10 protein-coding genes are annotated in these 12,823 nt (G+C 71.5%); 1 reads left to right on the top strand and 9 read right to left on the bottom strand.

Annotated elements, in window-relative coordinates; all coding sequences use genetic code 11:
* Together BV453_RS00930 and BV453_RS00925 are read right to left on the bottom strand one after the other, a co-directional pair.
* On the bottom strand, positions 1-1,014 hold a 1,014-nt coding region (locus BV453_RS00930; RefSeq protein WP_249520630.1), incomplete at its 3' end, for a winged helix DNA-binding domain-containing protein.
* A gap of 98 nt (positions 1,015-1,112) precedes the next feature.
* On the bottom strand, positions 1,113-2,555 hold the full coding sequence (locus BV453_RS00925) for a glyceraldehyde-3-phosphate dehydrogenase (protein WP_025103891.1): 1,443 nt from the start codon (positions 2,553-2,555) through the stop codon (positions 1,113-1,115).
* A gap of 164 nt (positions 2,556-2,719) precedes the next feature.
* Here BV453_RS00925 and BV453_RS00920 point away from each other — a divergent pair, with 164 nt between their 5' ends.
* Positions 2,720-4,063 (top strand): amidohydrolase, encoded by a 1,344-nt coding sequence (locus BV453_RS00920; protein ID WP_085606707.1) that lies wholly within the window; start codon positions 2,720-2,722, stop codon positions 4,061-4,063.
* Between the two features lie 87 nt (positions 4,064-4,150).
* Here BV453_RS00920 and BV453_RS00915 read toward each other — a convergent pair whose 3' ends face one another.
* From BV453_RS00915 to BV453_RS00885, 7 genes are all read right to left on the bottom strand, one after another.
* Positions 4,151-5,140, bottom strand: coding sequence for a methyltransferase dimerization domain-containing protein (locus BV453_RS00915; RefSeq protein WP_249520629.1), 990 nt, complete (start codon positions 5,138-5,140; stop codon positions 4,151-4,153).
* Positions 5,141-5,214: 74 nt separating this feature from the next.
* The gene (locus BV453_RS00910; protein ID WP_249520628.1) at positions 5,215-5,889 is read right to left on the bottom strand and encodes an alpha/beta fold hydrolase; all 675 of its coding nucleotides are present in this window, start codon (positions 5,887-5,889) and stop codon (positions 5,215-5,217) included.
* 34 nt (positions 5,890-5,923) lie between these two features.
* Positions 5,924-6,511 carry a TetR/AcrR family transcriptional regulator gene (locus BV453_RS00905; RefSeq protein ID WP_249520627.1) on the bottom strand — a complete coding sequence of 196 codons (588 nt, stop codon included), beginning with the start codon at positions 6,509-6,511 and terminating at the stop codon, positions 5,924-5,926.
* 47 nt (positions 6,512-6,558) lie between these two features.
* Positions 6,559-7,407 (bottom strand): ATP-binding cassette domain-containing protein, encoded by an 849-nt coding sequence (locus tag BV453_RS00900; protein WP_029989391.1) that lies wholly within the window; start codon positions 7,405-7,407, stop codon positions 6,559-6,561.
* On the bottom strand, positions 7,404-9,200 hold the full coding sequence (locus BV453_RS00895) for a dipeptide/oligopeptide/nickel ABC transporter permease/ATP-binding protein (RefSeq protein WP_249520626.1): 1,797 nt from the start codon (positions 9,198-9,200) through the stop codon (positions 7,404-7,406). Before BV453_RS00895 ends, BV453_RS00900 begins: the two co-directional genes overlap by 4 nt.
* Positions 9,197-10,138 (bottom strand): ABC transporter permease, encoded by a 942-nt coding sequence (locus BV453_RS00890; RefSeq protein WP_025103884.1) that lies wholly within the window; start codon positions 10,136-10,138, stop codon positions 9,197-9,199. The genes BV453_RS00895 and BV453_RS00890 overlap by 4 nt, the downstream gene beginning before the upstream one ends.
* A gap of 73 nt (positions 10,139-10,211) precedes the next feature.
* Positions 10,212-11,741, bottom strand: a complete 1,530-nt coding sequence (locus BV453_RS00885) for an ABC transporter substrate-binding protein (RefSeq protein ID WP_249520625.1) — start codon at positions 11,739-11,741, stop codon at positions 10,212-10,214.
* Positions 11,742-12,823: the final 1,082 nt, after the last annotated feature.

Raw genomic sequence — 12,823 nt, 5'->3', positions numbered from 1 at the left:
GGCGGTGGTGACGGCGGCGGGGTCCTCTGGGGGCTCGAAGAGAGTCGGAGGGGTGGTGTGCGCGGCGGCGGCGTGGGTCCAGCAGCCGATCACGCGGCCGTGCTCCACCACGGTCGCCCGGACCATCCCGTTCTTCCCCGGGCCGACGGCGGCGAGGTGTTCCGGGTCGCAGACGACGGTGCGGTCGGCGTAGGAGATGTAGTACTCATCGAAGGCTCCGAGGGCGAACACGGACGGACGGCCCGCCGCGCGCCGGGGCGGGGTGCGTCCGACGAAGACCCCGTCCTCGACCTCGCTCACCCTGGTCGCCGCGCGCTCCGCCGCTTCCCGGGACCGCCCGAGCGTCAGCCCCGACCACCACGCGAAGTCCGCGACCCCGGCGGGCCCGTGTCCCTCGACGTAGCGGACGAACAGCTCGGCCAGCGGGTCCTCCGGGCGGGCGTGATCGCGGATGTGGTCCGCCGCGAGCACGAACCGCTGCTCCCGCGTGATGCCCTCCCGCGGCACGACCGGCCCCTGCACGAGCACGCCGGCGACCGTCAGCGCGAACAGCAGGTGGATGCCGCGCTGCCCTGAGGGGTCGATGCCGATGCCCTCGAGCACCGGGAAGATCTCGCTCCGGGTGAGGCCGCCGTCACGGAGCCGCGGCGTGAGCCCCCGGACGACCGTGTCGATCATGGCGTCGTCGATGCCGAGCTGCCGCTGTCGGGAGGCCGCCTGCTGCTGCTGTCGTGCGGCCGTGACCTCCAGCACCCAGCCGAGGTCGCGTGCGGGGATCGTGTGCAGCGTCCCCCGCATGGTCCAGGCCCGGACGAGGTCCCCACGGTCGAACGCGGCGTCGACGTCACGAAGCCGTACATCGCCCTTCGTCCGCACGGCCAGCGCCCACCGTCCGGCCGTGAAGTCCTGGCTCTGCACCGCGAGCAGCCGCGCCGCCGCCCCCGTCACGTCCGCCGCCGGCGCGGTCAGCCCCTGCCACCGCAGCCGCTCCTCCCGCCATCGTGAGGTCTTCATGCCCCTCATCATGCCGCGACCCACCCCCTTTCGCGTGCCCCGGCCCGTTGCGTGCGCGCGCAGAGGGCCGGGTCGAGCGGAAGGGGGTGGGTCGACGGTCAGAGGGTGACTTCGCGGCGGGCGGGGAGGACGACGGGGTGCGACCCCGCCATGGTCTCCAGCACCCGGATCACCTGGCAGGAGTAGCCGAACTCGTTGTCGTACCAGACGTAGAGGATGAGGGTGTCCTCGTCGGCGATGGTGGCCAGGCCGTCGACGATGCCCGCGCGGTGCGAGCCGACGAAGTCCGTGGAGACGACCTCGGGGCTCTCCACGTAGTCGATCTGCTGCCGGAGCTTCGAGTGCAGCGACACGCGGCGCAGGTAGTCGTTGACCTGGTCCTTGGTGGCGGGGCTCTCCAGCGTGAGGTGCAGCACCGCGAGCGAGACGTCCGGCGTGGGGACGCGGATCGCGCTGCCCGTGAGCTTGCCCTCCAATTGCGGGAGGGCCTTGGCCACGGCCTTCGCCGCCCCGGTCTCGGTGATGACCATGTTCAGCACGGCGGAGCGGCCGCGGCGGTCGCCCTTGTGGAAGTTGTCGATGAGGTTCTGGTCGTTCGTGAACGAGTGCACGGTCTCGACGTGGCCCTTCACGACGCCGTAGGCCTCGTCGATCGCGGCGAGCACCGGGGTGATGGCGTTGGTCGTGCACGACGCCGCCGAGACGATGCGGTCCTCGTCGGTGATCGTGTCGTCGTTGATGCCCTGCACGATGTTCTTCAGCGGGCCCTTGCCGGGGGCGGTCAGCAGCACGCGGGCGACGCCCTTCGCGCGGAGGTGCTGGGAGAGTCCCGCCTCGTCACGCCAGCGGCCGGTGTTGTCGACGACGATCGCGTCGTCGATGCCGTAGGCGGTGTAGTCGACGGCGGCCGGGTCGTCGGAGTAGATGACCTGGATGCGCGTGCCGTTGGCGATGATCTGCTCGGCATCCTCGTCCACCGTGACCGAGCCCGCGAAGCGGCCGTGCACCGAGTCGCGCAGCAGCAGCGACGCGCGCTTGACGAGATCGTTCTCGGAGCCGCGGCGCACGACGATGGCGCGGAGCCGGAGTCCGCTCCCGCCGCCGGTGTGCGCGATGAGGATGCGGGCCAGCAGGCGGCCAATGCGCCCGAAGCCGTAGAGCACGACGTCGGTCGGCGATGCCGGGACCGCGCCGACGGCCGGCGCCAGGGTCTCGGCGAGATACTCCTCGAGCGGGCGGCCGCTCTCCGCGTACCCTTCCACGAGGCGGGCCACGTCGATCGACGAGGCGCCGGGGGCCAGGGCGTGGATGCCCTCGAGCACGGCCAGGCTGTCCTCGACCTCGAGGCGCTCGTGCCCGAGCTGGGCCACGCGCTCGTGCACCTCGACGAGGCCGGTCGCCGAGAGGCCGAGCAGGCGGTGGCCGTGCAACGAGGTGACCACGTCGCGCTCGCGCTTGAGAGCCCCGATGAGCGGGATCATCCGCTCCGCCAGCTCTTCGCTCGCCGTCCATTCGTCGCGGTGTGCCGCGGAATCGTTCATCTGCGTCCTTGCATGTGTGAGCGCGCGCCGAGGTCGCCGGCGCGCGCGAGGTTGCCGGGGTGTTCGGGGGATGAGTCCAGGGTACAAGCCGCGGAACCGCGCGCCGAATCGGCCGGGGCGGGACCTCCCGTACGCGAGAGTTTTACGTCTACACTGGTGGAATAATGAGCAGCGCACTCCTCGGCGACGACGCCGACCTCCTCGTCCGCGGCGGCCGCATCCACACCGTCGACGCCACCGATTCCGTCGCCACCGCGATCGCCGTCCGGGACGGGGTGATCGTCGCCACCGACGCCGCTGCCGAAGCCCTCCCGGCCCGCGAAGTGGTGCAGCTCGACGGTCGCACCGCGATCCCCGGCCTCAACGACGCCCACCTCCACGCCGCCTGGCTGGGCGCGCGCTGGCCGCACCTGTTCTTCTCCGACACCCCGCCCGAGGAGCAGCCCACCGGCCGCCTCGTGGCCACGGCCGATGAGCGACGTGCGGCCCTGCGCCGGGCCTGGGCACTGCTCGCGGAGCTCGGCGTCACGAGCTACACGGAGCCGGGCATCGGCCCCGGAGAGGACCTCGGTGAGACCGGCTGCTTCGGCACCGACATGCTCGACGCGTACGTGGAGCTGCACCAAGAGGCCGCGCAGACCTCGCGCGTGACACTGCTCCGCCTGTTCGGGACGATCGACGGCGAGAGCTCCCTGGACGACTTCGCCGCCGGACTCCCGGTGCCGCCCCCGTCGACCGATTCCCGCTGGCTCGCGATCCCCGGCGTGAAGATCTTCGCCGACGGCATCCCGCCGATGGCCACCGCGTGGACGTCGGACCCCTACCCCGACGGGACGACCGGGCACCTGCTCACGCGCGGCGACGCCGATCCGCTCAGCGCCTTCCAGCAGATGATCGCGCTGGCTGCGAGTCGCGGCCTCCAGATCGCGGTGCACGCCACCGGCGACCGCTCGATCGAGGAGTTCCTCACCGCACTGGAACGGCACGGCCAGACTCCCCCGCCGCCGGCGCCCCACCACATCGTGCACGGCGACCTCGCGACCCCCGCGCAGATCCGGCGCGCGGAACGCCTCGGCGTCGGCTTCGCCGTGCAGCCCCTCATCGCCGCGCACACGCACTCCTGGGCGGCGGTGCAGCTCGGTGAGGCCCGCGTCGCCGCCGCGTGGCCGCTGGCCGAGATGCTCTCCTCCGGGGCGCTGACCACCGTGACCAGCGACGCCCCGATCGCCACGCCGGACTGGCGCCCGAGCCTCGATGCGTCCCTCGCCCTCCTCGCCGCCGACGGCCGCGCGGACGACGCCGCGACGCGGCGCCGGCTGCTGCGCACCATGACGGCCGACGCCGCGACCCAGGACGGCGCCGCGAGCTGGAAGGGCACCCTCGAGCCCGGCAAGGTCGCCGACATCACGGTGCTCGACGAGGATCCGTGCAGCCCGGGGCGCCCGTTCGCCGCCCTCCAGGTCGAGCGCACGATCGTCGACGGCCGCACGGTGTTCGCGCGCGGCTGACCACCCGCACCACGAAAACGGCTGGCGGCATGTTCACGCATGCCGCCCGCCTCTGATCCCCCTCGGACCAGTCTCGAACCGCGGTCGTCAGACCGCGGTGGCCAGGAGCACGCGCGGGCTCCCCGGCAGGGCGACGGTGTCGCGCACCGCCCATCCCGCGTCCGTCAGCCAGCCGCGGACCTGCAACTCGGGGTACACGACGGTGCCGTCGATCACGAGGTACTCCCCCGCGTGCAGGGCGTCCAGCGCGCGCTGCTCGTCATCGTCGTCGAGGAAGAAGTCGAGCACGGTGAGCGTCGCCCCGTCGACCGCCGCAGCACGGAGCCGGCGGAAGATCTGCGCGTTCTCCTCCGCGGAGAAGCGGTGGATCACGTGGTTGGCGAACACCGCGTCGTAGGCGCCCTCGGGGGCCGCGGTCGCCGTGTCCCCCACCTCGACGGCAGCCCGGTCGGCGACGCCCGCGGCCTCGACCGCCTCGGCCACGCCGTCCTCGAATCCCGGGGCGTACACGAACGTCGTGTGCAGCTCGGGGTTGCGCGCCATGACGGCGAGGGCGAACTCGGCGGACAGGCCACCGAAGTCGAGGGCCTTCGTCGCGCCGGCGAGGTCGACGAGCCGGCCGAACTCCTGCGCGTGCAGGCGGTTGTACGTCATGACGCCGGCCATGAACGTGCCCCACCGGGCGTCGTCCATCTGCAGGTTGCCGGGCTCGGTCGTGTCGACCGTGTGCGCGAACTGCAGCCAGTGCGGGTAGCTGATCTCGTCGAGGAACGTGAGGAACGGAGCGAGGTCGATGACCGCGTCGTCCCCCGTGAGGTAGGCGGACGCGTCGGGAGCCAGGGCGTAGCGCCCCTCCGTCCGGACGAGGAGACCCTTCGCGGCGAGGGCGTCGGCGAGCAGGCGGGCGATCCGCTCGCTCACCCCGCAGCGCTCGGCGATCGCCGCAGCCGTGTCGGCACCGGCGGCCACGGCGGCGAACAGACCGATGCGGCTGGCCTGGAAGAGCTGCTTCGCGGCCATGTAGCCGGTGGCGATGTCGAGGATGCGGGCGGCGTCGGGAGTGGGGGTGTCGGTCATGGCGGATGCCTTTCGGTGTGTCTACAAACGTGGGAAATAAAGGGCAGGAGGAGGCCGGGCGTCGGTCGCGGAGGTCAGTCCGCGAGGAATCCGCGCACGGCGTCGCGGAACGCGGTGGTGTGCAGCGCTACGAGGTGATCGCCGGGGACGCGCCGCACGCGGACGTCCGCCACCCGCGCGGCGAGCTCGTCGATGCCCGCGGCCATCGGGTCGTCCTCGCCGCCCAGGAGCAGCACCGGCACCGCCGGCGCTCCGGCCTCGGGCGCGAACGGCTCGGTCGCGAGCCCCTCGATGAGGTCGAGCAGATCGTCCGGGCGGTTCCCGGGCAGGCTCACCATGTGCACGATCATCCCGGTCAGCGGGTCGACGGGAGCCGGTCCGCCGGCGAGCGCGGCCCGCGCGGCGGAGAGGTCGACGAGCGCGAAGGGCTCCCCCGCGCTGAGGCCGCCGAGCACGAGACGCCGCACCGCGACACCGGGGTGCCGGGCGAGGTCCCACGCGAGCCGGGCACCGAGCGAGTAGCCGACGAGGTCGACCTCGTCCGGGCCGATCGCGTCGGCGAGCGCGTCGAGCACCGCGGAGGTCGGCACGACGCCGAGCCCGGGGGCGTCGCCGTGCGCCGGCAGATCGAAGACCCGGCGCGGCCGGTCGCCGAGCACCGCCGTCCACTCGCTGTCCGGCCAGTCCTGCGTGCCGCGCGAGGCGAGGCCGTGCAGGAACACCACGGGTCGTTCGGGGGGAAGGGTCATGACGGGCCGTCCTCTCGGGACCGGCCCCTCGCCCTCAGCGCAGCCGCGCGAGGAACCGGTCGATGTAGTTCTCGTAGTCGGCGATGCGGTCGCCGTCCGGGTACATGAGGTTGATGACCGTCGCCCCGACCGCCGCGGAGATGTACTCGTCCGCCAGCGGGCCGTAGTCCTGATCGCGGATCGACCCCTCGTCGCGGGCCGCCTCCATGCGCGCGATGAGCGAGGCTCGCCAGGAGCCCAGGTGTCCGCGGTAGAGCTCGGCCAGCGACTCGTTCGCCATCGCGTACTCCCAGAGCGCCAGGAGCACCCGGCCCGCGGCGATCTGCTCCGGGTCGCGCGGCACGGTGGCCTGCAGGAAGCCCCGCAGCGCGTCGCCCGCCGCCACCGGCTCCTGCCCCGCGGCCTCCACGCCCTCGGACATCTGCTGCAGGATCGTCTCGAACGTCGCCGCGACGATGCTCTCCTTCCCGGGGAAGTAGTGCTTCAGCGCACCGTTCGCGAAGCCCGCCTCCGCGGCGATGCTGCGCATGGTCGCCGCCTCGAACCCACCCTTCAGGATGATGCTCTTGGCCACCTCGACGATGTCCCGTCGCCGCTGGTCGTGGTCGATGATCTTCGGCATGGCGTCCTTCCGGCCGAGTCCGGGGTGTGGCGTGTTCCGGCCTGGAGCTACCGTACCGCCGCATCGGGCACCTCCCGCAGAGCGAGCCATTGCGCCCGGCGTTCCCGCTGAGCCACCGGGTCCGCGACGGGCGAGGCCAGCCGCAGGCGCTCGGCGTACGGGTGACGCGGCGCGCGCGTGACCTGCTCCCCGTCTCCGATCTCGACGATCTCGCCCCGGTACATCACGGCGACCCGGTGACAGACCCGCCGGACGACGCCGAGGTCGTGCGAGACGAACAGGTAGGCCACGCCGGTGTCGCGCTGCAGCTCGATGAAGAGGTCGAGGATGGTGGCCTGCGTGGTGAGATCGAGCGCACTGACCGGCTCGTCGCACACGATCAGCCGCGGACCGCGCACGAGGGCGCGGGCGATCGCGATGCGCTGCCGCTGCCCGCCGGAGAACTCGCTCGGGTACCGATCCATGCTCGCGGAGGGCAGCCGCACGCGGTCGAGCATGTCGCGCACGCGCTTCTCGGCGGCCTTCGCCCCGATCCCCGTCGTCAGCAGCGGCTCGGCGAGGATATCGCCGATGGTCAGTGCCGGGTTGAGGGAGCCGTACGGGTCCTGGAACACGACCTGCACGTCGTCGGCGAGCGCCCGTCGGGCCCGGCCGCCGAGCCGGCCGATGTCCCGGCCGTCGAAGCGGATGCGGCCCGCCGTCACCGGGGCGAGGCCGAGGATGGCCTTGCCGAGCGTCGACTTCCCGGATCCGGACTCGCCGACCAGGCCCAGGCACTCACCGGGGGCGATGTCGAGGGAGACGCCGTGCAGCGCGCGGAAGGCATGCCGACCCCGGCCGTACTCGACCACGAGGTCGTCCACCTGCAGCAGGGGGTTCACCGGAGCGGTGTTCATGCGGGGACCTCCGTCCGCCGGCCGTCGAGCGCGGCGCGACCGTCGGCTTCGTCGAGCGACGCGGCGATGAGCTCGCGCGTGTACTCCTGGGTAGGCGCGGCGAAGAGGTCGTCCACGGGCCCCGTCTCCACGATGTCGCCGCCGCGCATGACGATCACGCGGTCGCAGATGTCGGCGACGACGCCGAAGTTGTGCGTCACGATGAGCAGCGCCATGCCGTACTCGGCCTGCAGCTCCCGCAGCAGTTCGAGGACCTCGGCCTGCACGGTCACGTCGAGGGCGGTGGTGGGCTCGTCCGCCACGAGAAGCGACGGCCGACCGGCGATCGCGCCGGCGATGAGCACGCGCTGGGCCATGCCGCCGGACACCTGATGCGGATAGCTGCGCATCACGCGATTGGGGTCGGACAGCCCGACCCGCAGGAGCACCTCCCGCGCGCGCTGCCGGGCGGCGGCCTTCCCGAGCCCGTGCGTCCGGCGCAGCGGCTCGATGAGCTGGTGTCCGATCGTGTACGAGGGGTCGAGATTGCTCATCGGCTCCTGCGGCACGTAGCCGATCGTGCGTCCGAGCAGGGCCTGGCGCTCCTTCGGCGTCGCGTGGGTGACCTCCGCGCCGCCGACCCAGATCGCGTCGGCGGTCGCCCGGCCGGTCGCGGGGAGCAGGTCGAGCACCGAGAACACGGTCTGCGACTTGCCCGACCCGGACTCGCCGACGATCCCGACGACCTCCCCTGGCGCGACGTCGAGCGTCACGCCGTGCACGACCTCGGTCTCCCCCGTCGGCGTCGCGTGGACGACGTGCAGGTTCTCGACGCGGAGGGCCGACGCCGGAGCCTCGTGGCGGACACTGCCCGTGGCAGGAGCCGCGGCGACCTCGTCCGCGGTCTCGAGCACTCCGCGCCGCCGCCGTCGGGCCGCGCGCGGCGTGCGCACCTGCACGAGCTCGGCGAGCGTGGAGCCCATGATCGCGAGGACGGCGATCGTGAGACCGAGCGCAGCGGAGGGCCACAGCAGCATGAGCGGGTAGGTGAGCATGAGCCGGAAGCCCTCGAGCATCATCGCGCCCCAGCTCGGCACGTTCGAGTCGCCGATGCCGAGGAACTGGAGCCCCGCCTGCATGCCCATGGCGATACCCGCAGTGAGCGCGGTCTGGATGATGACCGGCGGGTAGACGGCCGTGATGACGTGGCGGAAGATGATGCGCGCGTCCGACAGGCCCGACACACGGGCGGCGTCGATGTACGCCTCGCCGCGGACGGCGAGCGTCTGCGACCGCGCGATGCGGAAGTACCCCGGGACCATGAAGACGCCGACGGTGACCATCAGCAGCTCGAAGTTGTTGCGGCTGCCGGCGGCGACCACGAGGAGGATGATCATCCCGGGGATCGACTGGAGGGCGTCGCTGATCCAGGTCGCGACCCGGTCGAAGACGCCGCCGAAGTACCCGGCTGCGACACCCGACGGAACCCCGATGACGAGCGCCGTGACGATCGTGATGAGCGCGCCCCACAGCGTCGTCCTCGTCCCGTAGATGAGGCGGCTGAGGATGTCGCGCCCGGTGGAGTCGCCGCCGAGGAGGTGCTCCGGCGAGGGCGGGGCCTTGGCGGCTGCGAGGTCGACGAGGTTCGGGTCCATCGGCGCCAGCAGCGGCGCGAACACGCCGACGAGCACGATGAGTACGAAGATGGCGAGCGGGATGGAGCCGCCGGGGTGACGGAGGAAGCGTCGGAACAGGCTCGACCGGCGCTTCTGGGCGGCCCGGTCGAAGGCGACGCGGATGTCTGTCGTGGTCATGCGACGCGCACCTTCGGGTTGATCCAGCCGAGCACGAGGTCGAGCAGGAGGTTGATGAGGACGACGAAGACGATGGAGACCACCGTGATCCCGAGCAGCATGGGGATGTCGCCGTTCTGCGACGACTGGTTCGTGAGCTGCCCCAGACCGGGGAGGCTGAAGATCTGCTCCACCACGATGGCGCCGGAGAGCAGGCCCACGAACATCAGGGCGATCACCGTGAGCGCGGCGGGCGAGGCGTTGCGGAGGATGTGCAGGTTCACCCGCGCGGCGGACAGGCCGCGGCTGCGCAGGGTGCGCACCCAGTCCTGGCGGCTCTGGGCGATCACGGCGTTCCGCAGCTGCTCGGACACGGCGACGATGCCGCCCAGGGCGAGGGAGATCGCCGGGAGCGTGATCGAGCGCAGCCACCCTTCGACGGACTGGGTCGGCGGGACGTAGCCGACGGCGGGGAACCACTGGAGCTGCACGGCCAGCCACATCACCAGGACCAGGCTCACCCAGAATCCGGGGAGCGCGAAGAGGACGACGGAGATCCCCTTGATGATCCGGTCGAACCAGGTGCCGGGGCGGAGTCCGGTGATCATGCCGAAGGCGACGCCGATGACTGCGGTGATGAGGGTCGCGAGGGTCACGACGGAGAGCGTGACGGGGACCTTGACCGCGAGCTGCGCGCCGACCGGCTGGAAGTTGCGCCACGAGACGCCGAAGTCGAGCAGCACGGCGTGGGAGAACCAATCCCAGAACTGCACGATCAGGGGGCGGTCGAGACCGATCTTCGCCGCCAGCGCCTCCTGCTGCGCAGGACTCGCCGTGGTCCCGAGGAGCGACGCGGTCGGATCGCTGATCGCGAGGTGGGCGAGGAAGAACGTGCCGATCGAGACCGCGACGAGCAGGAGGATGCCGGACAGCACCCGCTTCGCCGTGAAGAGGAGCATGGGGGCCTCTCGAGGGTGAGGAGGAGGGGAAGGGGTGCCGGGGCGGCCGCGTGGCGACCGCCCCGGCGGGCGTTCAGCCCTGCGTGATGTACCGCAGCGTCGGGAACATCATCCCCACGACGGGCTGCAGCTGGATGCCGGGCGCCGTGTAGTAGATGTTGTTCGCCTGGTACCAGACCGACCACCAGGCCTGGTCGACGAGGGCCTCGTTGAGGTCCTTGATGGCGGCGGTCTGCGCGTCGCCGCGCTCCGTCTGCACCTTCTCGACGAGCGGGGCGATGACCTCGTTCTTCGCGTAGTCGGGCTCCGGGTTGAACCACTGCACGCTCGTCAGCTGCCGGGAGACGGTGGCCACGTCGTTGCCGTCCATCGCGAGGAAGGAGATGAACATCGGGTAGTTCGGTGCGTTGAGCTGGTAGTCCGGCATCTGCATGTTGTCCCAGGTGACGGTGATGCCGAGCTCGTTGAGGGCCTGCTCGGCCGACGGCTTCCACATCTCGAAGATCGGGGACATCGGCATCGAGATGTCGAAGCCGTCCGGGTAGCCGGCGTCGGCCAGAAGCTCCTTCGCCTTGTCCATGTTGAACGCGTAGGCGTCGTTGAGCTCGGGATCGTTGATGTCGCCGCCGTCCGGGAACACCTGGTTGGTGGCCACGCCCGCACCGCTGCCGACCGCCGCGAGGACGGCCGCACCGTCGAACGCGTAGTTCAGCGCCTGGCGCACCTCGAGCTTGCCGAGGGGCTCGCTCTTCGCGCCGGTGTGGTCGGTGATGACGAGGCCCGCCCACCCGGAGACCCGCTGGGCGGTGTTCCAGCCCTGCTGCTCGGCCTGGTCGAGGTTGGCCACGTCGCCGTACTGCACGTTGATCTGGCCGCTGAGCATCGCGTTGTGACGGGCGGTCGCATCGGTGATCGGGTAGATCGCGAGTTCGGCGAACGGGTACGTCTTCGCGTCCCAGTGGTCCTCGGTCTTGGTGAAGTGGTACTCGGCGCCCGCGACGCTGGTGTCGCTGTCGAGCACATAGGGGCCGGAGCCGACCGGATCGCTGCCGAGCGTGCCCGCCTCGATGGAGGCCGGGGGCATGACGTAGCTGCGGCCGAGGCCCATCAGGTAGAGGATCGTGTCGTCGCGCTGCGTGAGGGCGATGCGGACGGTGTCGTCGTCGACCTTCTCGAAGCCCTTCGCGTTGACGTAGGCCTCGCCGGACCGGGCGCCGGCCTTGAGGTACTCGAGGCTCGCGACGACGGCGTCGGCGTCGACCGGGGTGCCGTCGCTGAACACGGCGTCGGTGCGGATGTCGAGGTCGATGCTGAGGTCGTCGTCGGCCACGGTCCACTTCGTCGCGAGCGACGGGATCGGGGTGCCGTCGGCGTCGAGGGCGATCAGGGCATCGTACACCGCGGACAGGTAGGGGCCGTCGAAGCCGATGTCGGCGAGGGACGGATCCCACGACGTGACATCGAGGAAGTTGCCGATGTTGAGGGCGTCGGGGCCTTCGGCGCCACCGCCGTCGGACGGCGAGGGCGTTCCGCCGCCGCTGCAGCCGGCGAGCGCGAGGGTCGCGGCGACGGCGGCGGCGACCGCGAGGGGCATTCGTTTCATGGTTCCTTCTCTCGGGTGCAGGGGGTGGTGAAGAAGGTTCGAAGAGCCGCTGACCGGAGACCGGGACCGACGCCACTTCGATGTGTCGTGCTGGTTAGTCTACATGCGTGGAAAAAGAGCGCAAGCGTGTTTCCGACCCCGGTCGCACGGACCGATGCCTCAGCGCGCACGCACCTTGCTCCCCCGTGCACATCCCCGCCTCCGCGGGTGCCCGTGCCGGTGCCGGTGCGGGTACCGGTGCCGGGATCAATACCGCACCCGCCCCCTCCCCGCGGGGCCCGTTCTTGATCCCGCCACTGCGCGCACCCCTCCGGCCGGATCAGAAAAACCCCTCCGCGGCGCGTTCAACGCACCCTTTTCACCCCGCACCGGAGCGAGTGACGGCGGGAACGGTCTCCGCTGCCGCTCCCGAGATCGACCACACCCACCCTCCCGGGATCAAGAACGCACCTCCCACCGCGGTCCGAGGAGCACTTCTGATCCGGCACGGAGGCTAGGAGCACTTCTGATCCAGCACGGAGGCGAGGAGCGTTTCTGATCCGGGATGCCGGAGAGCGGTTCGGTCGTGCAGGAACAGCAGACTCGGCGACGGACCCACAGCCGCGACCAGAAGCGCGATCAAAATCGACCGCGCATCCCCCCCTACGTGGCACGTTCTCGAATCGGCGCGCGGAACGTCGCGCCGTGCGGGATCACGAACGTGCCAGCGGGCCGTCGACGAGGCACGGAATGGATCCCGCAGCGGGGTGGGACGCGGAGGCGGAGCAAGGCAGGATCACAAACGTGCCCGCAGAGCGCGCGCGAGGGGCGGAACTGATCCGGCGGGCGAAGCGGTCCTCAGGGGCGCAGGGCGGGGCACCAGGGTCGCCTCCCGGCGCACTCTCTCTCGTCGAGGCACGTTTTCCCACCGGGACGCAGTAGGTCACACCGTGCGGGATCGGAAAGGTGCCTGCGGGGCGCGCGGGAGGTGCGGAAGTGATCCCGCACGCGGAGTGGGACGCGGGGGCGGAGCAAGGCGGGATCAGGAACGGGCCTGCGGGGCGCGCGGGAGGTGCGGAAGTGATCCCGGACACCGGCGGGGG

This window comes from Microbacterium sp. ER1 (assembly GCF_023383675.1).
GTDB lineage: Bacteria > Actinomycetota > Actinomycetes > Actinomycetales > Microbacteriaceae > Microbacterium.
Note: the sequence above shows the minus strand (reverse complement) of the source record. Positions and strands in the feature narration are given on the sequence as shown.

Excerpts from the sequence above, each read along its gene's own strand:
- BV453_RS00925 (WP_025103891.1), bottom strand. The coding sequence starts at position 2,555 with ATGAACGATTCCGCGGCACACCGCGACGAATGGACGGCGAGCGAAGAG.
- BV453_RS00920 (WP_085606707.1), top strand. The coding sequence starts at position 2,720 with ATGAGCAGCGCACTCCTCGGCGACGACGCCGACCTCCTCGTCCGCGGC.
- BV453_RS00915 (WP_249520629.1), bottom strand. The coding sequence starts at position 5,140 with ATGACCGACACCCCCACTCCCGACGCCGCCCGCATCCTCGACATCGCC.
- BV453_RS00910 (WP_249520628.1), bottom strand. The coding sequence starts at position 5,889 with ATGACCCTTCCCCCCGAACGACCCGTGGTGTTCCTGCACGGCCTCGCC.
- BV453_RS00905 (WP_249520627.1), bottom strand. The coding sequence starts at position 6,511 with ATGCCGAAGATCATCGACCACGACCAGCGGCGACGGGACATCGTCGAG.
- BV453_RS00900 (WP_029989391.1), bottom strand. The coding sequence starts at position 7,407 with ATGAACACCGCTCCGGTGAACCCCCTGCTGCAGGTGGACGACCTCGTG.
- BV453_RS00895 (WP_249520626.1), bottom strand. The coding sequence starts at position 9,200 with ATGACCACGACAGACATCCGCGTCGCCTTCGACCGGGCCGCCCAGAAG.
- BV453_RS00890 (WP_025103884.1), bottom strand. The coding sequence starts at position 10,138 with ATGCTCCTCTTCACGGCGAAGCGGGTGCTGTCCGGCATCCTCCTGCTC.
- BV453_RS00885 (WP_249520625.1), bottom strand. The coding sequence starts at position 11,741 with ATGAAACGAATGCCCCTCGCGGTCGCCGCCGCCGTCGCCGCGACCCTC.